This is a genomic window from Shewanella sp. NKUCC06_TVS (assembly GCF_019345515.1).
Lineage (GTDB): Bacteria > Pseudomonadota > Gammaproteobacteria > Enterobacterales > Shewanellaceae > Shewanella > Shewanella oncorhynchi.
This window is the reverse complement of the sequence record NZ_JAHKQX010000017.1, coordinates 31,439-55,118: the sequence shown is the minus strand read 5'-3', so window position 1 is coordinate 55,118 and position 23,680 is coordinate 31,439. Positions and strand designations below refer to the sequence as shown.

At 45.1% G+C, this 23,680-nt stretch carries 19 protein-coding genes; 14 read left to right on the top strand and 5 right to left on the bottom strand.

Annotated elements, in window-relative coordinates; translation table 11 throughout:
- The first annotated feature begins 248 nt into the window (after positions 1–248).
- Together KO531_RS17765 and KO531_RS17760 are read left to right on the top strand one after the other, a co-directional pair.
- A complete protein-coding gene (locus tag KO531_RS17765) occupies positions 249–2,120 on the top strand; it encodes a methyl-accepting chemotaxis protein (RefSeq protein ID WP_113940288.1) in 1,872 nt (623 codons plus the stop codon).
- 402 nt (positions 2,121–2,522) lie between these two features.
- Positions 2,523–4,394, top strand: a complete 1,872-nt coding sequence (locus KO531_RS17760; protein ID WP_131525541.1) for a methyl-accepting chemotaxis protein — start codon at positions 2,523–2,525, stop codon at positions 4,392–4,394.
- Positions 4,395–4,477: 83 nt separating this feature from the next.
- Here the strand turns inward: KO531_RS17760 and KO531_RS17755 are convergent, their stop codons facing one another.
- Positions 4,478–5,449, bottom strand: coding sequence for a LysR family transcriptional regulator (locus KO531_RS17755; RefSeq protein ID WP_113940290.1), 972 nt, complete (start codon positions 5,447–5,449; stop codon positions 4,478–4,480).
- A gap of 113 nt (positions 5,450–5,562) precedes the next feature.
- Between KO531_RS17755 and KO531_RS17750 the strand changes: the two genes are divergently transcribed.
- Together KO531_RS17750 and KO531_RS17745 are read left to right on the top strand one after the other, a co-directional pair.
- Positions 5,563–6,771 carry a multidrug effflux MFS transporter gene (locus KO531_RS17750; protein WP_113940291.1) on the top strand — a complete coding sequence of 403 codons (1,209 nt, stop codon included), beginning with the start codon at positions 5,563–5,565 and terminating at the stop codon, positions 6,769–6,771.
- Between the two features lie 141 nt (positions 6,772–6,912).
- Positions 6,913–7,533: a tRNA-uridine aminocarboxypropyltransferase gene (locus KO531_RS17745; protein ID WP_219251856.1), complete on the top strand. Its 621-nt coding sequence runs from the start codon at positions 6,913–6,915 to the stop codon at positions 7,531–7,533.
- A 798-nt stretch (positions 7,534–8,331) separates the two neighbouring features.
- Here KO531_RS17745 and KO531_RS17740 read toward each other — a convergent pair.
- Positions 8,332–10,452, bottom strand: coding sequence for an EAL domain-containing protein (locus KO531_RS17740; RefSeq protein ID WP_219251855.1), 2,121 nt, complete (start codon positions 10,450–10,452; stop codon positions 8,332–8,334).
- 292 nt (positions 10,453–10,744) lie between these two features.
- Between KO531_RS17740 and KO531_RS17735 the strand changes: the two genes are divergently transcribed.
- Positions 10,745–11,116 carry a hypothetical protein gene (locus KO531_RS17735; protein ID WP_219251854.1) on the top strand — a complete coding sequence of 124 codons (372 nt, stop codon included), beginning with the start codon at positions 10,745–10,747 and terminating at the stop codon, positions 11,114–11,116.
- A gap of 105 nt (positions 11,117–11,221) precedes the next feature.
- Positions 11,222–11,896, top strand: coding sequence for a class I SAM-dependent methyltransferase (locus KO531_RS17730; protein ID WP_219251853.1), 675 nt, complete (start codon positions 11,222–11,224; stop codon positions 11,894–11,896).
- A 196-nt stretch (positions 11,897–12,092) separates the two neighbouring features.
- Here the strand turns inward: KO531_RS17730 and KO531_RS22475 are convergent, their stop codons facing one another.
- Complete coding sequence (locus tag KO531_RS22475) at positions 12,093–12,236, bottom strand: hypothetical protein (RefSeq protein ID WP_211085969.1); 144 nt, start codon at positions 12,234–12,236, stop codon at positions 12,093–12,095.
- A 265-nt stretch (positions 12,237–12,501) separates the two neighbouring features.
- Between KO531_RS22475 and KO531_RS17720 the strand changes: the two genes are divergently transcribed.
- From KO531_RS17720 to KO531_RS17695, 6 genes are all read left to right on the top strand, one after another.
- Positions 12,502–13,053 (top strand): SMI1/KNR4 family protein, encoded by a 552-nt coding sequence (locus KO531_RS17720; RefSeq protein WP_219251852.1) that lies wholly within the window; start codon positions 12,502–12,504, stop codon positions 13,051–13,053.
- Between the two features lie 11 nt (positions 13,054–13,064).
- A complete protein-coding gene (locus KO531_RS17715; protein WP_219251851.1) occupies positions 13,065–13,511 on the top strand; it encodes a hypothetical protein in 447 nt (148 codons plus the stop codon).
- 311 nt (positions 13,512–13,822) lie between these two features.
- A complete protein-coding gene (locus KO531_RS17710; protein ID WP_219251850.1) occupies positions 13,823–14,239 on the top strand; it encodes a hypothetical protein in 417 nt (138 codons plus the stop codon).
- A 257-nt stretch (positions 14,240–14,496) separates the two neighbouring features.
- Entirely contained in the window at positions 14,497–15,894 is a 1,398-nt protein-coding gene (locus KO531_RS17705) for an amidohydrolase (protein WP_219251849.1), read from the top strand.
- A gap of 137 nt (positions 15,895–16,031) precedes the next feature.
- Entirely contained in the window at positions 16,032–17,363 is a 1,332-nt protein-coding gene (locus KO531_RS17700; protein WP_219251848.1) for a pitrilysin family protein, read from the top strand.
- Positions 17,360–18,823: a pitrilysin family protein gene (locus KO531_RS17695; protein ID WP_219251847.1), complete on the top strand. Its 1,464-nt coding sequence runs from the start codon at positions 17,360–17,362 to the stop codon at positions 18,821–18,823. Before KO531_RS17700 ends, KO531_RS17695 begins: the two co-directional genes overlap by 4 nt.
- Before the next feature lie 81 nt (positions 18,824–18,904).
- Here KO531_RS17695 and KO531_RS17690 read toward each other — a convergent pair whose 3' ends face one another.
- Positions 18,905–20,932 carry a S9 family peptidase gene (locus tag KO531_RS17690; protein ID WP_219251846.1) on the bottom strand — a complete coding sequence of 676 codons (2,028 nt, stop codon included), beginning with the start codon at positions 20,930–20,932 and terminating at the stop codon, positions 18,905–18,907.
- A 212-nt stretch (positions 20,933–21,144) separates the two neighbouring features.
- Here KO531_RS17690 and KO531_RS17685 point away from each other — a divergent pair, with 212 nt between their 5' ends.
- Positions 21,145–21,696, top strand: coding sequence for a hypothetical protein (locus KO531_RS17685; protein ID WP_219251845.1), 552 nt, complete (start codon positions 21,145–21,147; stop codon positions 21,694–21,696).
- Positions 21,697–22,001: 305 nt separating this feature from the next.
- Here KO531_RS17685 and KO531_RS17680 read toward each other — a convergent pair whose 3' ends face one another.
- The gene (locus KO531_RS17680; RefSeq protein ID WP_219251844.1) at positions 22,002–22,454 is read right to left on the bottom strand and encodes an Lrp/AsnC family transcriptional regulator; all 453 of its coding nucleotides are present in this window, start codon (positions 22,452–22,454) and stop codon (positions 22,002–22,004) included.
- Positions 22,455–22,563: 109 nt separating this feature from the next.
- Here KO531_RS17680 and rarD point away from each other — a divergent pair, with 109 nt between their 5' ends.
- Complete coding sequence (gene rarD / locus KO531_RS17675) at positions 22,564–23,466, top strand: EamA family transporter RarD (protein WP_251069002.1); 903 nt, start codon at positions 22,564–22,566, stop codon at positions 23,464–23,466.
- Positions 23,467–23,680: the final 214 nt, after the last annotated feature.

The window sequence follows — 23,680 nt, the reverse complement described above, 5'->3', positions numbered from 1 at the left end:
TGATCGCATGTCTATCTATATGTTGTTGCTCGAATAACAGTTGGTTAATTATATGTGTTTGCTAAAATCTTTTTGATGTAAATCTGAGCAATTTCTTTGCTAACTGTACATAATATGAGAAAATTCAGCTCAAATTTAACTGCAGTTTTAACTCAGTTAGCCGCCTTATTATATTGGTTGTAAATATTCGTTCGACCCGCTCAAACACCCTCTTGTTTCACTGCTTTGTTAATTAATTAGACGCCAACATGAACTCATATTCGCTCAAGCAAAAAATTCTGTTCTCTGTCGTGGCAGCCCTTTCACTCGTGATTGGTTTGTTGTCATGGCAAAGTTATTCCAGCCAAAAATCCCAACTGTTACAAAACAGCCTAGAACAAGTGCAGCGCTTAGGTGAACAGCAGGCTGAGCGGATACAAGAATGGTTGGCTGGCCGCCAAGATATTATGGGAGCCCTGGCGAATAAAGTTGAAGGTGACAGCCTCAATACACTTCAACAAGCACAGGCATCGGGCCGTTTTCAGCTGACCTATTTTGGCTCTCAAGCTGGGCAAATGTTGGATTCTGATCCGAGTATTGATCGTACGGGCTATGATCCTCGCAGCCGCCCTTGGTATCAACAAGCCATCAGTGAGCGCGGTCTTATTTTGACAAAACCTTACGTGGATGTTGCCTATAACATTCTGGTTGTGACTATGGCGCAGCCTACCGCACAAGGTGTTGTGGGTGGTGACTTATCTATCGCAAGCCTAGTTGACGGTGTTAATCGGATGAAGTTACCGGCAAACGGTTATGCCATCATGATGCACAAAGACGGCACTGTGATCGCTTATAAAGATCAAGCTAAGACGATGAAACCTATAGGTGAAATCGACAATGAGCTTAATCGCAACTTACCAGAACAGAGCCGTGCAGCGGGTACTCTGTTGCCTATGTATTTTGAAAATGAAGGACGTGACAAATTAGTCTGGAGCGTTGATATCCCTAATACAGATTGGGAATTAGTGTTAGTGCTTGATAAGGAAACGCTAGAAGCACCATTGTCTAACCTATTACTCACTCAATTGGGTCTCTCTGCACTCGTACTGTTGCTGAGTGTATTAGCCATTTCTTGGTTAGTTGGCATGTTACTGGGTCCTCTGAGTCGAGTATCGCAAGCTCTTGCGCGTATTGCCGATGGTAACGGTGATTTAACTCAGCGTATTTCTGTCGACACTCAAGATGAAGTGGGCGTGCTTGCCGACAGCTTTAACCGCTTTGTGGGCAGTCAACATCAGCTGATCAGCCATATTCGCCAATTAGCGAATGAGTTAGATGCCGATGCTGAACGTAGTCTTGCCACCACGCAAACTTCAGTTGCCGAGTTACAACGTCAGCAGCAAGAAGTCGCTATGGTCGCGACTGCGGTAACTGAAATGGCGAGTGCGACTAATGAGATCGCAGCCAATGCTGAGAACACGGCAACGGCAGCTCAACAGTCTGCAGCGAGCAGTTTACAGGGCAAAGAGTTAGTGAATAAAACTCGTAACTCGATTAATTCACTCGCCGATGAAGTGACTCAAGCAACGGATGTTATTGGCGATTTAAGTCGTCACGCTAAGTCTATCTCGAGTATTCTGGCGACAATTCAAGGGATTGCAGAGCAAACTAACCTGTTGGCGCTTAACGCAGCCATTGAAGCGGCTCGTGCTGGCGAGCAAGGCCGTGGTTTTGCGGTCGTTGCCGATGAAGTTCGAGTACTGTCACGTCGTACACAGGATTCGACTCAGGAAGTACATACCACGATTGAAACACTACAACGCACTACCGCCAGAGCAGTCAGCTTGATGGAAAGCAGCCAAGCCTTAGCGGGTCATAGCGTAGAAGATGCCAATGCAGCGGCGAAAGCCCTTGAAGAGATTACACAAGCGGTCAACGTGATTTCAGATATGGCAGGCCAAATTGCTACCGCAGCGGAAGAACAGACTCAAGTGACGGGTGAAATAACCCAGAATACGGTTGCGATTAAAGATGTGACCGATGAGATTACCGCATCGGCTATGGCAGATTTGGCACAGGCGAGGGGCTTAAAAGCTCGCGCTAATGACCTGAATGCGCAAGTCGCGACATTTATTCTGTAGCCTAAGTTTAAAATAGCGAATGATTTGATCTTGATATAAAAGTGCCATGAAATAAAAATGGCACTTTTATTACTTTTTCATCTAAATGCTTTTATAACTCATTTCTATTTAAGTTGAATTTAATTCGTAACTATTAGCATTAAGATAAGAGTCATTTTAAATTACATGAGATTTATAGTGCATATTTAAATATGCATAAATTAGGCGTCCTATTAAATAAGAGGTCGGTGCTCAGATACATACGTTGATCTATCTTGGATTTGTTGTGAGTTTGTTTATTCTTGCGGTCAAAATAAGTGTATTCGCCGTTATTTTTACGTATCTAAGTAAACTAAGCGCTACTAGGAATAGTTATTATTTTTGGTCAGCATAATTATCCAGTTTTTATTCGTGAAATATATTATGAAATCATATTCATTAAGACAAAAAATCCTTTTTTCCGTAATTCTCGCTCTCTCATCGGTAATTTTACTGTTATCTTGGCAAAGTTATACAAGTCAGAAGAAAGTACTATTAGACGTGAATTTAGAACAGGCTCAACGTCTTGGAGACCAGCAAGCGTTACTGATTAGTGAGTGGCTTGCAAGTCGTCAGAAAATTGTTAAAGGTCTTGCTGGGCAGCGCAATAATGACATTGTGCAAGCAATGAAACAGGCTAAGCAATCGGGAGGGTTTGAATCGACATATTTTGGTGAGTCTAACGGCAATATGAGAGATTCAGAGCCTGCAACTGACTATACAAATTATGATCCTCGTACACGACCTTGGTACCAAGAGGCTATGCGAACTGGTGGAAGTGTATTTACTCGACCTTATCTTGATACTGCTTTTAATATTTTAGTGGTGACTTTGGCCGAGCCTGTTGCAGGCGGAGTTATTGCTGGAGATCTATCGATTAGTAATCTTATCGAAGAGGTCAACCGCATGAAGTTACCGGCAAACGGTTATGCCATCATGATGCACAAAGACGGCACAGTGATCGCTTATAAAGATCAAGCTAAGACGATGAAACCTATAGCTGAAATCGATAACGAGCTTAATCGCAACTTACCAGAACAAAGCCGTGCAGCGGGCACTCTGTTGCCTATGTATTTTGAAAATGAAGGACGTGACAAGTTAGTCTGGAGCGTTGATATCCCTAATACAGATTGGGAATTAGTGTTAGTGCTTGATAAGGAAACGCTAGAGTCGCCACTGTCGAGCTTGTTACTCACTCAGTTTGGGCTTTCTGCACTCGTGTTGATCTTAAGTGTATTAGCCATTTCTTGGCTAGTAAGTGTCTTGCTGGGTCCTCTGAGTCGAGTATCGCAAGCACTTGCGCGTATTGCCGATGGCAATGGTGATTTAACTCAACGTATTTCTGTTGATACTCAAGATGAAGTGGGCGTGCTTGCCGACAGTTTTAACCGCTTTGTGGGCAGTCAACATCAGCTGATCAGCCATATTCGCCAATTAGCGAATGAGTTAGATGCCGATGCTGAACGTAGTCTTGCCACCACGCAAACTTCTGTTGCGGAGTTACAACGTCAGCAGCAAGAAGTCGCTATGGTCGCGACTGCGGTAACTGAAATGGCGAGTGCGACTAATGAGATCGCAGCCAATGCTGAGAACACGGCAACGGCGGCTCAACAGTCTGCAGCGAGCAGTTTACAGGGCAAAGAGTTAGTGAATAAAACTCGTAACTCGATTAATTCTCTCGCAGATGAAGTGACTCAAGCAACGGATGTCATTGGCGATTTAAGTCGTCACGCTAAGTCTATCTCGAGTATTCTGGCGACAATTCAAGGGATTGCCGAGCAAACTAACCTGTTGGCGCTTAACGCAGCCATTGAAGCGGCGCGTGCCGGTGAGCAGGGTCGTGGATTTGCGGTCGTTGCCGATGAAGTTCGAGTACTGTCACGTCGTACACAGGATTCGACTCAGGAAGTACATACCACGATTGAAACGCTACAACGGACTACTGCCAGAGCAGTCAGCTTGATGGAAAGCAGCCAAGCATTAGCGGGTCATAGCGTAGAAGATGCCAATGCGGCGGCGAAAGCCCTTGAAGAGATTACGCAAGCGGTCAACGTGATTTCAGATATGGCAGGCCAAATTGCTACCGCAGCGGAAGAACAGACTCAAGTGACGGGTGAAATAACCCAGAATACGGTTGCGATTAAAGATGTGACCGATGAGATTACCGCATCGGCCATGGCAGATTTGGCACAGGCGAGGGGCTTAAAAGCTCGCGCTAATGACCTGAATGCGCAAGTCGCGACATTTATTCTGTAATCGCTATTCTTAATTGTTTGTCTCGATATTAGCCCGATAAAGCCTTTACTTTGTCGGGCTTTTTACTGGCCGTTTTTGTCGTGTTAAAGCATTTCTGTGGGATTGAATAACTTAGCCACACTTTGACAAATGGTTTCTCTAATCCATTTATGCCCTTGATCTTCATCATTTCTTTGATGCCATAACAGCACATAGGCCATTGGCATAAATTCGAAAGGCAGTGGCAGTTGTTTGAGCGGATAAAGTTGGCAGGCGTGACGGGCAAAGCTCGACGGCAGAGTGAAGATTAAATTGCTGTGGGCACAAACGCTGGCGGCACCATAAAAGTCGGGTACAGTCGTGCTGATCCGGCGTCTATGCCCAAGATCGGCAAGAAAGTAATCCAGTGCCCACCAATCACTACCTTCACAACGAACCTGCACATGGGCCATATCGAGGTAAAGGGGTAAATTCCATTGTTCTGAGGTGAGCGCCGCCATCAGCGGGTGATCCTCTCGCACTAAGCAGACTTGTTGATCGGTAAATAATGTTTGATAGGCAATCCCTTCGGGCAGGCGATCCACTTGAAAATCCGACAGTGGATGCAAATCTCGCCCTGAAATGCCAAAGTCGATTTGCCCTTGCTGCAAATCCTGCATCGATTTTTCGGTCCAGACATAGGAGTCGAGTTTGACGTTGGGTGCCGTGGTCAGCATAGGGCCGATAAAATATGGGATTAAGGTTTCATAGGCGCTTTCCACCATGGCAAAAGAAAATTGTCGATTGCTACTGGCAGGATTAAAGGTCGGAGGCTGAGTGAGTTGATACAAGTCTTGCAATATATTCGGTAGTTTTTGCCCAAGAATGAGGGCGTGCGCTGTGGGTTTTAAGCCATGCGCCGTGCGCTGAAATAGGGGATCATCTAAGGTTTCTCTGAGTCGATTTAAGCTCTTACTGAGGGCTGACTGACTTATATGTAATCGGCTGGCGGCGCGAGTGACACTCTGCTCCTCTAGCAGTACTTTGAGTATGACCAGCAAGTTCAAATCGATTCTGGCTAAGTTGTCGATATTCACAGATATTCCTCAGAGGAAATTTACTTTGGAAATTATACCATTTCTGTTCATACCTTGAGTTAATTAAAATAGCGCCCACTGAAATACCTTTCCCTGATCAACTGAGATTATTTATGCGGCGCAATCTGTTACCTATCCTGATGTCTATGGTGCTGCTCAGCCCATTAGCCATCGATATTTATTTACCTTCAATGCCAACTATGGCGACAGAATTCGCCGTATCTGCCAGTGATGTGCAATCCACACTCGTATTGTTTTTATTCGCCATGGGCTTAGGCCAAGTGTTGATTGGGCCATTAGCCGACCGTTATGGCCGCCGTCCTGTGGCCATTTTCGGGGTCTTACTCTACGGCGCAAGTAGTCTTCTCGCTGCCGCGGCCATCGAATTTCATTGGTTACAGATTGCTCGTGTGCTGCAAGGTTTAGCCGCCTGTTCAACTTCTATCGTGGTGTTTAGTGCAGTGCGCGACTGCTACTCACAAAAAGAAGGCGCTAAAATTTACAGTTACTTAAATGGCGCGATTTGCGTGATCCCAGCTTTAGCACCAACCTTAGGTGGCTTGTTAGCGATGCAATTCGGCTGGCGTTCAACCTTCGTTTTCATGACGTTATATGCCATGTTGATGATGCTCGTTGTTGGTTATCGCTTACCTGAGACTCGTCCAGCCAACACTGTTACTACTGGCCCGCTTTACCGTTGGGGCAGATTCAAACCTGTACTCGGTAACACCCACTTTTTGTTTTATGCCTTTGCTTGTATGTCTGCTATGGCGGCTATTTTGAGTTATGTGTCTTATGCGCCTGTGTGGTTGATTGGGCATTTAGGGGTTTCAGAGCTGGCGTTTAGTGGCTTATTCGGACTCAATGCTGTGTTCAATATCGTGGCCTGTTTTGCGGCACCGATCGTCATTCGCAAATTGGGTAATCGTCCAACGGTTATTTTGGCTCTGTCTTTACTCGTTCTGTCTTCAGTGGCGACAGTGGCGGGCCAACAGTTTGGTCCAAATACAGGGATGGCAGCAGCTTTTAACTTCATGTTACCTATGATGTTGTTATGTGTGGGATTTGCCTTCTTACTTGGTCCTGCGACTAGTATGGCGCTGTCAGCTTTCGGTGAGCGAGCGGGGACTGCCGCGGCGATGCTAGGTTTTATTCAGATGAGTGGTGCATCCGTTTTAGCTGGACTTATACAGCAAACGAATTTAACTGCACCTTACGCAGTGGCACTCGTCATGGGCGTATTTTCTATCGGTTTATTGTTGATGATGGCGCTGAGTCGATTCGACCACTGGCACCAAGAGCAGTTAGTTGGCGAGCATTAGTTCGCGGCACTGATTAATTACAGAGTACACCCTTTACCCACAGTTTGTTTGACCGCGAACTGTGGGTATTTTTTATTGTGTCTAATACCCTTTTATCCTTTGGTATACTCGTAAAATAACTCACTAAACCGAGGGTAAAGCTTGTCCCGTCACTATTGTGTTATCTGTCGTTATCCGCAGAATGCTTGCTTATGTGCGAGTGTTCAGCCTATCTCTCCAATGACTCAGTTGGTGGTTTTACAGCACCCGAGTGAAGTCGAACATAAGAAGAATAGTGTGCGGGTATTGAGTCTTGCTGTACCTAAAACGCAAGTTTATGTGGGTGAAAGCGAGTCTGATTTCAACGGTTTACGGGAATATTTAGCGGCGTGTAATAAGCCTATTTATCTCGTCTATCCCTCTGCGTTAAGTGTAAGTGTTGAACAGCAAAGTATTAATCCTGATTGTATATTGCTGTTGCTCGATGGCACTTGGCGTAAGGCATTCAAAATGCAGCAGCTGAATCCTTGGTTAGCCCTGTATCCTGCGGTGCATTTGGCTGAAGGTTATGAATCGCGCTATCGGATCCGTAAATCGAGTCGTAGCGATAGTTTATCGACCTTAGAAGCATGCGCTTATATGTTAAGCGCCCTTGATCCTACCCTTGATGTTCAGCCGTTAATGATGGCATTTGATGCTATGGTGGAACTGCGGATTAAGGCGATGCCGAGTACAGTGCAGGCCCGTTATCAGAACTCAAATGAATCCAGTGGTAAGGTATAGTTGATGGGGTTAAGGCTATTGAGTCTTAGATGTTTTAGGTATGAATTAGTGCTTTTAAGTTATTGAGTTTTTGAGACTCCGTACGAATTAAAATAGTCAAAATCTTATTCAGATCACGCTAACTTAATGTGAAATACGGTTTAATAACTAGGATTCATTTGCGCAGCAAATGATGAGATAGCTTTGCCAGCCAATTGCTTTGCAGGGGAGTGATTCCATTCATTACTATTAGTAAATGGCGTGCTGGCAGGGCTATCGAGCTTAAATATAGTGTTTTTATTGATAATGATGAGCGCGCTTTGCCAGGCCATCACTGGCTTTGCAGGAGAGTGATTCTATTCATTACTATTAGTAAATGGCGTGCTGGCAGGGCTATCGAGCTTTAAATATGGTGTTTTTGTTGATAATGATGAGAGTGCTTTGCCAGGCCATCACTGGCTTTGCAGGGGAGTGATTCCATTCATTACTATTAGTAAATGGCGTGCTGGCAGGGCTATTGAGCTTTAAATATGGTGTTTTTGTTGATAATGATGAGAGTGCTTTGCCAGGCCATCATTGGCTTTGCAGGGGAGTGATTCCATTCATTACTATTAGTAAATGGCGTGCTGGCAGGGCTATCGAGCTTAAATCATATGTTTTCTGCAAGAAAATCTTTCCCCTTAGTTCGCGACCCATCAAAATATTTCGATAAAACCTTAGCGGAATCTTTCGTTTTCCGTTGTAAACGTTGAGAGCGTTAATTCGGTACGCAAGTCGGATTATCGAGCCGATGCGAACATCGGCAGTCCTAAATCTGTTCTAGGCTAAGCGTTTTTCCGCAAGAAAGGCTTGGGTGAAGTTTTCAACTGAACTCGGGTAGCCAAATAGAAATCCTTGGGCGAAACCTTGGCCCATGTCAGTCATTATGTCTTTTTGTTGTTGAGTTTCAATACCTTCTGCGACGAAGTGAATGTCGAGTGCTTGTGCGAGTTGCACTATAGCATTGCAGAGCTTTTGTCCTGAGACTTCGTTTAAGCGCAAGGCAAACTCGGCATCAATTTTGACGCTGTCTATTGGCAAAGTCCCTAAGCGACTGAGTGACGATAACCCAGTCCCAAAATCATCGATGGCTATGCTGACACCTAACGCTTTGATACGATTGAGTGTGAGTCGTGCTTGCTCCGGTTGTCGTAACAATGCCGATTCGGTAATTTCTAAAATCAGTGCTTCAGCGGGTAACTTCGCCATTTCTAAGGCATTTATCACTTGGTCGATAAAATCTAAGTGTTCCAATTGCAGTGGTGACACATTGACTGAAATTCTAAAGTCGGGTTGATAATGTGCTCGCCAGAGGGCCGCTTGTACACAGGCCTGTTCTAATACCCATTGGCCAATGCTGACAATTAATCCTGTTTCCTCAAGCAATGGCACAAAGTCGGCAGCTTCATAATATTCTGTCGGTGACTTCTGCCAGCGGAGCAGGGCTTCGGCAGCAATAGTTTGATTTGTGTGTAAATCGACTATGGCTTGATAAGCGAGAGTGAATTGTTTTAGGTTATGCGCATGCCTTAGGTTATTGATTAACTGTAATTTTAACTCGGCTGCTAGGCTCATTTCCTTATCGTAAAACACGAGATGCGGTAAGCTCTTTTTAGCGCAATACATGGCAGTATCGGCAAGACTAATCAGCTGTCCCGCTTGGTTACTGTGGGTAGGAAATAGCGCAATGCCTATGCTAGTGCCGAGGAAGAACTTTTGGCCTTCAATTTCAAAGGGGCTCTCAAATAAGCTGAGAATCTGTTCTGCAAACAGTTGGATTTCATCTTTGCAGCTACAGTCTTGCAGCACTAAGGTAAACTCATCTCCGCCCATACGGGCTATGTCGGCCTTTTCGATACAACCTGCTTCGAGTCTGGCGGCGACGAGTTGTAATACTCTATCGCCCATGGAGTGACCGAAGCTGTCGTTGATATTCTTGAAACCATTGAGATCTAAAAACATCAACGCCCCCAGTGCGAGGGGATCAGTTTTAAGTTTTTCGAGGGCACTATTGAGGATCTGTTTGAGATGGAACCGATTAGGTAATCCAGTCAAGGTATCGTACATAGCCCGAGTTGTTAGCTGGGTTTCTAATAGTTTTTTAGTACTAATATCACTGAAAATATTCACATTATAATGAGCATCATCTTCAGTGACGATTTTACGACTGCTCTGCCAAGCAGGGAAGTTACTGCCATCTGAACGTCTTTTCCACGTTTCGCCCTGCCAAAATCCCCTTTGCTTCAAGGCGATTTGGCATTCGGTTTCTTCCCCCATATTATGGGTTCTTACCTCTAAAAATTCAGGGGTTTTACTGATGAGCTGCTCAGCGCTATAGCCGCAAATACGGCACATGGCTTTATTGACAGCCAAAATTTGATTATCAGTGTCAGTGATATACACAGCTTCGGCACTTTCTTCGAGCGTGGTCGATAAAATTTCTTTGGGAATATGAGCAAAACCATCAGAAATCGTTTCGCGCATTTGATTGCGGCGATTAAGAGCTTGTAATTCAACGAGTACCACGGGCTGTTGTTGCAGATAACAGCGATAGAGATTAATTCGAGTCGGCAGTTCATTGCCTTGTTGGCTCATGTGCAGCCAGTTGAATTCAACATTATTGCCTGCAATGGCTTCAAGGATCATTTCCCGCGCAAATTCAACACTATTGCGGCCTGAAGATTGGATCCTCGGAGAAAAATCATAGGGAGTCGCATTCACAAAAGCATCGTATTCAGTCTCAAAATAACTGAGGGTGGCTTGGTTGGCACTAATAAAGCTAAAGCCTTGAATTAAGGCTAAGGGGGTTTTATGGGGATGTGCTTGCCAGAGAGACAGCTTTTCTTGCAGTACAGGATCATCTGTACTGAGTTTCTTAAGTAAGTGTTGCCATCTGATCATTCAGGATACTCCCTTGTGACGCAAAATAGTCACATCCCATTTTTAGGTCTTCGTTGAACACGAAGTTGCCCAATAGTACATCATTCCAATGGGGTTAAAAATAAACCTAATTGTTGTTTCACTCAAATAGAAACTTAAAAAGTGTAGTTTAAGACTTGTATTCAAGCATATTTTTTAAGAACACCTGCTGCATATTTCAAGCTTAGGTAGATTTTATGCTATGTTTTGCACATCTTGCGTGAATTGGCTTTTATCATTGATTCATTCAATTATCGAATAAAGGAGACAGGAAATGGCGTATTTATTTAAAGTGTTAATCTCTAAAATATTAATATCGCTAGTCCTCATCTTTAGTTTTCATCTCGCGTTAACAAATGCCGCCGAGGCGCCAAAGCCTAGATTGACCCTAGAGCAAAAAGCCGATAAGGCACGCATCGACTCACAGCGATTAGAACAGGCTCAATTAGAAAAGGCCCGTCAAGCCACTAAAGAGACGACAGAGCGGGAAGATAACATTAAGCAACAATCCCAAACCAACGATTGGGAAGCGCAGCAAAAACTTAAGGCACAAAAACAGTTCGACGAAAGAGAAAGTCGCGAGCAAAAATATTTACGGGAAGCAAAAGAAGCCGCCGCAAAAGAGCGTAAAATCCCTAAACCTTAATCAGGCCATCGATATAGTCGATTTCAGCTGGTCAGTGCTAGCATTATTTGTGGGCATTACGACTATTCTCATTACTATGCACCTTAATATCCCTAGGAATTGTTGTTGAATATCTGCCCCTTATGTCATGGCGTTGAATTACTCGCTTATCATCAAGATAGGAAGCGTAGCTACCAGCAATGCCAAACCTGCCAACTGGTGAGCGTGCCTTCTGAGTTTTATCTTTCGGCCGAGGCAGAAAAAGCCGAATACGATAAGCACGAGAACCATGCCGATGATCTCGGCTATCAAACATTTTTAAATCGCACACTCGAGCCACTACTTAGCCGTGTTAGCACTTTGGCCCAAGGGCTCGATTTTGGCTGCGGAGAAGGTAAGGCATTGAGTCTAATGGCAAAGGCGCGCGGTTATCAGATAGATAATTACGACCTTTATTACGCCAATAATCCCGAAACGTTAGCCCGCCAATACGACTTTATTACCTTAACCGAAGTCATAGAACACGTGAGTGGTGCCGCAGGTTTGCTTACTCTGCTCGATAAGTTATTAAAACCCAACGGCATTTTGGCGGTTATGACCAAGCGTGTGCAGGATAAAACCGCATTTGCCCGCTGGCACTATAAAAACGATCCCACCCACATCAATTTTTACGCTGAAGCGACTTTTGAGTGGCTCGCGCATCACTATGGCTGGCGACTCGAAATTATTGATAAGGACGTAGTCTTCTTGCATAAAGAGAGGCATAAAGAGATGCATAAAGGAATTTATCAGTCGAGTTAATGCTGTTGTCGCTTAAATGTACTTATCATCAATTTGTGACGCTATAGATACCTGATTTTCTATGGTTTTTGTTGCAATGCCAGTGGCTATTACTAATACCTCAAGCTCTGACTCAAGATTAGGGTTAGCCGTTAGCCCGATAATTACTATGGCATCGTGGGGGGCATTTTTTGTTTAGCACGCCTATCTGATTATATTAACTGAGTTCTATGGTGTTCCTCGCGACGACACTCACAATTGCCGCCAGTGCTTGGTCTATATCATCGAGTAGTGGATGTTGCACCGAACGTTTACTCGTATTCTGCGTGTGGTTTTCAAGACGCTCGATTAATTCATTCACCTATATTTTGCGGGGCGAGCGAGGGTTCAAACTGAGTAAGGGTCACTTGACGCTGAAAATTAGGCTGTATATCTAGTTAATAAGGTATGACTGGAATAGCGGCTTAGTAAGTAATAGAAGGCTGAGACAGAATCTGTCGTAGCAATATGAAAATAGAATTTATGTGGTTAATTCGATTAACTAAGTTCGCCAAGTGTATATGTTCGCGGTATAAAGCAAATGGATTAATACTGCGGCCAAGTGTCAAGATGAAGGAATAAATACAATGGATGTTAAGACGTATCTACAAGCATTGAGTGCTATTTACGCCAACATGAATCAAACATTAGAACTGGATCGTGGCTTATCAAACTCAGTCTTAGATGAAGCCGAAAAACAATTAGGTTTTAAATTTGTTTCTCCGTTAAGGGAGCTTTGGGGATATGCCAATGGCGGCAATGAGTGGAGCACAGTCTTTGCCCGAAAAGATTACTTTTGCCGGTATGATTTTTTGTCATTAGCCTCATCTCTTACATATCGTGACCGAATGAGAAAACAGGCCCAGTACTACGTTGATTACCACGAGCCAGAAGTGCGGGATCCCAAAATCCAATCAGGATGGTATCAAGAAGGTTGGTTGCCCTTCGCTCAATTTGGGGGCGGCACATTACTCTTGATTGCGGATCATTCACCCTCAGCATTAGGTAAAATGGGACAAGTCATCGCATACACCCATGACCCCGATATGATGGACTTTATCAGCCCAAACCTAAGCCAATTTTTTGCACAATCCTTGGCGCAAATCGCACTATATCCAGGTGAATTAATTGAGGATTAAGGATAACGAAAATGAACGATCCATTATTCAACAAACCTAGTGAACTGATTATTGAAGGTGAGCTTCAGGGCAACGATAAGTTACGCATAAAAATGCTCGAAGACGTTTCTCTGATGACACCAGAAACGAAGCATCAAATTCTAAATGCTATGCTCAAAATGCATAAATATTTTGAAAATTATTGCGGTGATTTGGAGGTTTCTTTAAATACAATCAATGAAATAGCAGAAAATACCCAGCCGTTGTACATTATATTGGATGACACCAGCACAATGGAGACTCGGGCAATTCGTTATCATTACGCCTGCAACTGGGAAACCGATCATGGGGTAGAAGTGATGGTACTCAATGGTAATCAAGTGATTTTTGTGGGCAACTGCGGTTACACCTATGGTGTGTTATTAGCCTCCATTGATAGTGCTTTATCCCTTCAAGATGAAGAGCTTAATTTTCTATGAGTTGCTGACTAAATTTTACTACTATTATTCCCGCGCAATACTGTGTTACTCAGAAAGGCAATTTTAGCTAAGCATTTTAGCCAGACATCCATATATGATGGCTCTTGTTCAAGTAATTTTAGCCAGTATAGGTGGTAGAGAAACCGAAAGTGCATTATGTTGTTGATTTAAAATGGGTGGCTAGACTTTGGCGGGTAAACCAAGCTAAGGAGCCAAAACGTAACAAAGCGTTTAAAATCCTTCGCTTTACTCACTGGAAGTTCAAACTGCTGATTCAGTTTGAAACTCCTTTAACACGGAGTTAACTTCCTATGACACCTGAATATCTAGCCAAACAAGTTGAATTTATTGACTGGCTCTCGGCCGTAAGTCCCATTGAAGGCATATTGGGTTCTACATATGGATGGGAATGGCTGCCTACAAGCAGAGATCAAGAGGATCCTTTGAATGGTCCGAAAAAATGTGAGGAAACAAAAGACGCAGAGATGCTTGTGTATAAATCGGCGCTCAGATCTCTGAGAAAAATTGGCCGGTCACATCCTTTGCTTGTGTATGGTCCTCATGATTTTACTGAGAGCTTTAGAGGCGGCGCACTCTTTGCCTTCAAAATGGCAGCGAGAGAGGCCGCTCTCAGACAAAAGGGCGTATGGAGTGAGGTGGCTGAGTTGTATAGCCAAGGCCGATGGCCATGTGGTTTTAAAGAAAATCGTGAATTTGTTGTTTTGTGACTAAAGCTAACGATGCCAAGCATTGGGACAGCTTTTCCGTTGCCTTGAGTTTCTTTAACTGAGATCCGCCATCCCTATCTTTTTTCAGGTTGATTTATCTAAAAGCTAGATTCCCGCCCACAGCATTGCGGGAATGACGGTTAAAGACAGCCTCTAATGAAGCACAGTCTTTTTTACCTTTATCATTAAATCTATTAACAATTTCTCCTTGTCCGTGTAGTTTAGGTAGCTTATAAAAACAACAATAGGCTATCGCTATGACTTTACCCTCAGTATCACTTGCTGCATCAACATCATTTGAATTTAAGCCCCTAGTAAATAAATCCCATTTTTCCAAGACCTTACTCGCGTCGGCCTTAGCCTTAAGCTTTATGGGCACAGGTTTAACCTCAGTGCAAGCGGCGACCAGTGCTATGCCTGATGCGGCTAAGTTGGCGGCGGGTGTGGAGCAAAAGGTGATCGACTGGCGTCGTGATTTGCATCAACACCCTGAGTTGTCTAACCGTGAGTTTCGTACCAGCAAGATTATTGAAAAACATCTGAAATCCTTAGGATTAGAAGTGCAAACGGGTATTGCACATACGGGCGTGGTGGCCATTTTGAAAGGCGGGAAGCTGAAGGGCGGCAAGCCTGGTCCGTTGATTGCGATTCGAGCAGATATGGATGCACTGCCTGTGACTGAAGTGGTCGATGTGCCTTTTGCCTCTAAGGCGACTGACACTTATCGCGATCAAAAAGTGGGTGTGATGCATGCCTGTGGTCACGATACTCATGTGGCTATGTTAATGGGCGTGGCCGAAAACTTGGTTAAAGTGAAAGACAGCCTAGCGGGGGATGTGATGTTTATCTTCCAACCCGCTGAAGAAGGTGCGCCAGAGGGTGAAGAGGGTGGCGCGGAATTGATGCTCAAAGAAGGGCTGTTTGCTCAGCGCAAACCCGAGCAAGTATTTGGTATGCATGTTACCTCGAGTATGCCGAGCGGCATGATTGGCCTGCGCAGTGGTCCAGCAATGGCGAGTGAAGACTCTTTTACTATCAAAGTGAAAGGCAGCCAAACCCATGGTTCGCGTCCTTGGAATGGGGTCGATCCTATTGTCGCTGCGGCACAAATTATCACTAACGTGCAAACGATCGTCAGCCGTCAGGTGGATATCACTAAAGCGCCGGCTGTGGTGAGTTTTGGTGCGGTCAATGGTGGCATTCGCTCTAACATTATTCCCGATGAAGTCGAGCTGATTGGCACGATTCGTACTTTCGACCAACCCATGCGCGCCGATATTAAACTGCGTTTAGCGCAAATGGCCGAGCTGTCGGCGAAAACCTTAGGGGCGACTGCAACTACTGAGATCCACCAAGGCTATCCTGTGGTGGTTAATAATCCCGAATTAGTCGCCAGTATGCGGCCTGTGCTTGCGAGTGTGGTGGGCGATAAGATGCTGATTGAACCCGGGTTAATCACAGGTGCCGAAGACTTTGCTTACTATGCCTTAGAAACGCCGGGGATGTTTTTCTTCCTCGGGGTGACGCCAAAGGGAACGGACCCTGAAACGGCGGCCAGCAATCATTCGCCGGCATTTTATGTGGATGAAAGCGCGCTAAAAGTGGGCGTTGAGGCCATGACCAAAGTGGCGTTAACGGCGCTCAAAGCCCAATAAGTGGCTAATGCATTATTCCGTAAGCGCAGCGGTATAACTTGAGCTTACAAAAAATCGGCGCGGGATACGCTTCCTGCGCTTGATTTGTTAAACAATTTACCTCTATATGTGGATATTTACAGCAAGGAGCGAACAAGATGAAGCGCACGCTATCGGCTCTGGTGTTGGCCATGGGACTTTTGACCCCCCTAAGCCAAGCACAGGCCACCACGGCAGAAGACATTAAGAGTTTCACGCTAGATAACGGCATGAAAATCATGGTGCTAGAAGATGCCTCAATTCCCAATGCCAACATGTATTTATTTTGGAAGGTCGGTTCACGTAACGAAGTGCCCGGCATTACCGGTATTTCGCACTTTTTCGAACACATGATGTTCAACGGTTCGAAAAAGTACGGCCCAAAAATGTTCGACCGTACTATGGAAGCCGCCGGTGGCGCGAACAATGCGTATACCACTGAAGACATGACGGTTTATACCGATTGGTTCCCCGCCAATGCGCTCGAAACTATGTTCGATCTCGAGGCTGACCGCATCGCTAACTTAGATATCAACCAAGCCATGGTCGATAGCGAACGTGGCGTAGTGCAGTCGGAGCGTTCCACTGGCTTAGAAAACTCTAACTGGAATGCCCTCGAAGGCGAAATCAAAGGCGTGGCGTTTTTAGCCCACCCTTATTCGTGGTCGGTGATCGGTCACGAGTCGGATATCGCCGCTTGGTCGCTGGAAGATTTAGTCCAGTACCATAAAACCTATTATGCGCCGAACAATGCCGTGGTCGTGATTGCCGGCGATGTAAAGCTTGCCCAGGTAAAAGCCTTGGCAGACAAGTACTTTGCGCCTATTCCGGCACAAACTCCGCCTAAAGCGATTCGCACCGTCGAGCCTGAGCAAAAGGGCGAGCGCCGTACCTTTGTGCAAAAGGCGTCGGTCAGCACACCTAATGTGATGTTGGCGTACCATATTCCGGCGGCAACTCATGCGGATTTTTATGCGCTGGATTTATTAAGCTCGATTCTAAGCCAAGGTAATAGCTCGCGTTTATATCAATCATTGGTTGATAAACAAGTGGCCTTAGAAGCGCAAACTTATATGCCAATGTCGGTCGATCCTAACCTCTTCTATGTGATGGGTGTTGCTACACCTGAGGTGAAAGCCTCGACGCTAGAACATGCGCTGATTGAACAAATCGATGCGATTGCGACAACGGGCGTTACCCAGCAAGAACTGGATAAAGTTAAAAATATCAAGTTGATGGATTTTTATCGTTCTATGGAAACCATTAATGGTAAGGCCAATACTATAGGCACCTATGAGATGTATTTTGGCAGTTACGACAAGTTATTTAATGCACCTGAAGCCTATAACAAGGTGACGCCTGCGGATATTCAACGAGTTGCCCAAACCTACTTACGTAAATCGAATCGCACTGTGGCTGTGCTGGCGGCAACTGAGGAGTCTTCCCTATGAAATCGACAGCAGTGAAATCACTTAAGATGGCATCACTTGGGAAACCGTCTAAGTTAATGGCAGCATTGGCTTTAGGCACAAGCTTAGTCTTAGCGGGCTGCACGGCGACATCGGCACCAAAGCGGGTCGATACTGGCAGCTTTGCGATGCCAAGTTACGATAAGTTTGTGTTAGATAACGGCTTAACTGTGTACTTAATGCCGCAGCGCGAAGTGCCGTTAATTACCTTAAATGCCGTGGTACGCGCCGGTGCAGTGAATGACACCACCGCAGGCGTGGCACAAATGACAGCAGAAGGTTTGTTGTTAGGTGCGGCGGGGAAATCTAAGGCGGATATCGAGCAGCAAGTGGATTTTCTCGGTGCAAGCTTAGTGGCCGAAGCGGATAAGGAAGGCAGTTATCTGAGTGCTGACTTTATGGCGAAGGACATTGACTTGATGCTGGGCTTATTTAGCGCGGCGATGTTAACGCCTGATTTTGATGCCGCCGAGTTTGATAAGCTCAAACAGCGCGCGATTGCTGGGCTGCAGCAGGATAAAGAAAGCCCGCGGGCGGTGATTGGTCGCTATTTTGATAAGCTCGTATTTGGTGCACATCCTTATGGTAATGCGGCTTCGGGTAACAGCGATTCGCTTGAACAAGTAACCGTGCCGCAACTGCGCGCCTTCCATAAGAGTTACTATCAACCTTCCAATACCGCGATAACTGTCGTGGGTGACTTTGATGTGGCGACGATGAAAGCCAAGCTGACGCAAGCCTTTGGTCAGTGGCAAGGCAGCGAAAAACTGGTACAACCTGATTTAAACCAAGGTTTGCCTCAGTTAACCGAGGCCAAAGTCTTGTTGGTGGATAAACCCGATGCAATCGAAACTACTTTTGTGATTGGGGGTTTAGGCATTAGTCGTGACAATCCAGACTATGTAGGTTTAACGGTAGTGAACACTATTTTAGGTGGTCGTTTTACCTCTTGGCTTAACGACGAGCTGCGGGTGAACGCAGGCTTAACCTATGGCGCACGCTCAGGTTTTAGCCCTTATACCGATTCGGGCGTATTCACAATCAGTACTTTCACTAAGACGGAAACCACTCAAGAAGCGATGGATTTAGCCTTGAAAACCTATGCTCGTTTATGGGAGAAAGGTGTAGATCAAGCGACCTTAGATTCGGCTAAAGCCTATGTTAAGGGTCAGTTCCCGCCTCAGTTTGAAACCTCTGGGCAGCTGGCGGGGCTCTTATCAGGCATGTATCTGTATGGTTTCGATGATAAGTTTATCAATGAGTTCCAAGCTAAGGTGGATGGTTTAACCCTAGAAGAAACCCAAAGGTTAGTGAAAACTTACTTCCCGCAAAAAGATCTGCAATTTGTGCTGATTGGCAATGCGGCTAAGATTGCACCTATTGCCGCTAAGTACGGCAAAGTGCAAACCGTCGATATTAAAGCCACGGGATTTGGCCAATAAGCTATTATTGCGAGGCTTGATTCGATAAAGAAAAGGTCTGCATAGTGCAGACCTTTTGCTTTTCTGTTCTAGGTTCAGCGTTTATTGTCCGCCCGGCTTAGCATAATGGGTCATCCAATCCTTCACTTGGTTATACCAATAGATAGAGTTATTGGGTTTCATAACCCAATGATTTTCATCAGGGAAGTAAATCATCCGTGATTCCACATTGCGAGTTTGCAGTGTGCGGAACAGTTCAAATCCTTGTCCCACAGGTACCCGGTAATCGAGCTGACCGTGGCTGACTAAGGTCGGAGTGTTAAAGTTAGCCGCAAAGTAATGCGGAGAAATGGCTTTATACAGCTCAGGATTATCCCAGTAGTTGCCAAATCGGGTGCTGTGCACGGCAAAATCCGACGCCATTTGTGAATACATGTCGTAAACCGCAGCATGGATCAACAAGGCTTTAAAGGGATGTGGTTGACCTAAAATAATTGAGGTCAGATAACCACCGTAACTTGCGCCACCCGCCACCATACGATCGCTATCAATCCAGCTTTGCTGTTTAAACCAGTCGGCCGCCTTGAGCACATCTTCGAGGGATTTATTCTTCCAATCTGGGTTAATCGCATCGGCAAACGCTTGTCCGAAGCCGCTAGAACCATGGAAGTTTGGCCAAGCAGTGACATATCCCCAAGAGGCGAAGGTTTGCGCGTTCCAACGGTAATGGAAACCGTCGGTAATGGCGTTATGTGGCCCGCCGTGAACCAGCATAAAGAGGGGATATTTTTTACCGCGATCGAATCCGGGAGGATAGTGAACCCACATTTGAATATCTTGATTTTGATATCCCTTGTAGGTCACTGATTCGTAAGTGCCTAAATCAACATCTTTGAGAATATCGTCATTAAAATTCTCTAGGCGTACCGTCTTACCATTGCGGGGATTAATGCTGACCAAGCGCGCTGGGTGCAAAAAGCTCTCGTTGGTGGCAATCAGTTCACCGTCTTTGCCTATGGCGGGTTGGCCAAAGTCAGTTGCCTCTGTAATGGCTTTGACTTTACCGTTTTTGGCATCGATATGATAAATGCGGTTAGTGGCGGCATCTTCAATGGTGGCATAAAAGCCTTTACTGTCGGGGGTCCAATTAAATTGGCTGACCGAACGATCCCACTCAGGTGTTAGCGTATTAAGTTTACGGCTATCGATATCCAGTAACATCAGCCTTGAAGTATCGGCATAGAAACCGGGGATTTTCTGACGGGTAAAAGCCAACGTTTTGCCATTGGGGCTAAAGCTGGGATCAGCATCTGCGGCTTGATTTTCTGGGGTGATATTCTCTGCTTTACCACTGCCAATCGTCGCAAGGAAAATATCCAGTTTAGGGTCGATACGGTTGTCTGAGCCATAAGTACTGAAAGCAATTAAGCGTTCATTAGGCGAAATATCGTAACTTGAACTGCTTTGGCTCGAGCGTGGTAACTCATGGCTGAGCGCTTGCGTCACGGATTCGATTTCGCCGCCCGAAGCGGGGAGCCTAAATACATGGGCTTGGCGACGTTCATCTAACCAGTGATCAAACTGAGCGTAGGGCAAAGCGTTCCACTGGCGAGCGGAGACCTTATTGTCCTCGTCGGCTTTTAGTTGGGTTTTCATCTCGTCCCATGTTTGATTTGGGAATACATTGCTGATGAAATACAAATGCTTGCCAACCCATTTAATACCATTTACGCCAGTAGGTATGTCGGTTAAGCGTTGCGCTTCACCCGGACCGTCCATAGGCAATAGGTAGATTTGGCCTGCGTCGTCTTCATTTCGCTCACTCACAAAGGCCAAGGTTTTACCGTCGGGCGAAAACACGGGTTCACTTACCTTTAACCCTTTGACTGTAATCGCGCGATTATTTTTACCTTCGCCATCAAAACGCCATAACTGGGTCGAACCTTTATCTTCCTTTAGATCATATTCTGTGACTGGCGCAATAATATGCTCACCAGAGGGCGATACGACTGGGCTACCAATACGCTTAAGTTGCCAGAGCAATTCCACCGAGAGCGGTTTACCCTGCTCCGCAAATGCTGAGCCGAATGGCATCAACAGACAGAGCAATAAGATTCCTGTCTTCTTCACTGTGAGTCTCCTTATCATACATGTAGTTATAATGATTTTATTTGTAGTGCAGATTCGAGAGTATAGAAACCGAGCATGAAAGCAAACTGAGTGATAACCCATAGCGGGACGCTTTGTGTAAGCATCTGTGAATGGTTGTCGGCTAATTGTGATTTGTTGATGGCAGAATTACAGGCTAATCTAGGGTGATATTTCGGCTGAGGACTAGGTAGATGCAAAATAAAATCAACCGATTAAGACTATTATGGGGAGTGACAATTGCACTGAGTGCTGTTATTCCTCTGGCTGTGCACGCGGCTAGGGTAAGTTTTAGTGAGTTTTGCCCTCAGTTTACCGGTCAATGGGGGGGCGATGCCGCTAAAGTGGGGGAAGTGCCACGAAAAGTCACAGTCACCGGATTTTGCTCCCATGATAAGCGGCAGCTGTTATTGTCTGTGAGTGTTGGCACGCGTGCGCCCTATAGTGAAACCTGGTGGTTTAGGGAGCAGGGCGAGCAAGTGTTGTTGACCTATTACGATGGCGTGTCCCAAGAGAAGCAGCAAGTCTTTAGCTTATATCGTCAAAATGGCGATTATTCTTTGCTGGGTGAGGGCGTGGTGACTGCTCGGTCTGCGTTAATTCAATTACTGTTCGAGGCAAAGGGGGCGGGTGCTCAAGCTAACGCATGGCAATGGACGCAGAATATTCAATATTTAGACGATGATGTTGATCGCTACCAGTTATTTCGTGGGATAGAGATGACGCCAGTCGCGCCATCTCAATAAGTGTACTAACTCATACACGAACTGGCAGTTTTGATTATGTAGTACGACTTAATCGTACAATCTCCACTCGACACCACACAACTCACTTCGGGACATGTACGTGATAGATCCCTTGCTTTCATCTGTAGATTTCGAATGACTAAAGTCGGGTGAAAAACTCGTGATCAATTGCTTAGAGCAGGGATTGTGGCAGAGGGGCAACCCAGATCCTAGGCTAACTTACAGGAGCTATTAATGCTGTCACAAGTGGGCTAAAATTAACTTCGCGACTGGTAACTAACAGAAAATGCTATATATCTACGATATTACAGCACATCCAAAGTCACTTTAACTCTATCCAGCACCACAATTGTTTTGAACCATTTTACGTTAGCATTATTGTGGAACATTTGATCACATATCTCTTGGAATCGTTGCATATGAGGAACTAACAGCACCAACATAAAGTCGGCATCCCCTGTTACGTAGTAACATTGCTGAACTTCTGGACCAGAAAAGTCTTTTTTTAACTGCCGAAGCGTATTCATATCGTTTTTTTCAACCTGAACTTCAACAAAAATGGTGATGACTTTATTTAGCTTATCGGGATCTAAAATGGCGGTCATAGATTGAATGTAACCGCTGTCTTTCAGCTTTTGAATACGACGCTGAACCGATGCCGTAGATAAATGAACGGCTTCCGCCAACTCCCGTAGAGGGGTTTGGCAGTTCAGTTGGAGTAACGCGAGAAGAGCATGGTCGTATTTATCGAGTGACATATTGACATCCAAGTGAGAAATTTTACCGGAAATAGCATCAACTTAGAGAGCTTATTTCAAAGGTAACACAATAAAATACAGCTAAATTACTTTTTGCGTTATGGATGTCATGAAACCAATCTCCAATACCTTGCTCGGCGTAAGTTTGAATGTGGCCGCATCAGCACTTTTTGCGTTGATGTTTGCTTATACCGCCCTATTGGACGCTCTCAGTGGTGAGGAAATTTATGGTTGGCGCATACTATTTACGCTTCCACTTTTAACGGTTTTTATCGGCGTGCAGGGGTACTGGTCGCAAGTCATCGTTATTTATCAGCGAATAATCCGTGAAAAGCACTTTTGGTTAACTCGAATAGCATCAAGCTTTTTAATCGGCATTCAGCTTTGGTTATTCATGTGGGCTCCCAGCAATGGATATGGCTTAGCGGTGTCACTTGGCTATTTTATTATGCCCATCACTATGGTGGTCGTTGGCCGATTTGCATTTAAAGACAAAATGTCACGAATGCAATTGATAGCTTGCCTGTTTGCATTGCTAGGTGTGTTAAATCAACTCGCCATTTCCCAAACATTAGCTTGGCCAACACTTGCCATTTGCCTAGGATACCCAATCTATTTCTGGTTAAGACATAAAACCGGTACGAATAACATTGGTGGAGTATGGTTTGATATGATACTCAGTGTACCAGTGAGTATCTACTTTATCTTGAGTGGTGGCTATGTGATTGAAAGCTTATTAAGTCATAGCAGCTCACCACTATGGTTAGTCATTGGCTTAGGTGCAATTAGTGCATTAGCGCTCGGGTTACAATCCTTATCTGCACCATACCTAAATCTAAGTCTTTTTGGGCTGCTTATCTATGTCGAACCTTTACTATTATTGGTTGTTGCAATAATGCTTGGTGAAACCATCAACCCAGGTGAATGGCCTACCTATATAGGAATTTGGCTTGCCGTTATTGTGCTGATACTGGAAGGGGGGCTTAGAATATTTAAATCGAAAAACAGCTAGGTATGAAGCATTAGCAACATTTGGCCTATAGCTGACTACGAATCAGTACTTGGCTGATACCGCTAAATTGGGGCAGTAGCTTTTTAGCTAAACGAACAGCAGAAGGGTTAGTGAGGATTGGCATTGTTGCACCAGTGATCGCTGGCGGCATGGATGGATATATGCCGCCGTCGAGTCTATAGGGATATATTTATGGCGTGTCACTGGGGAAGCA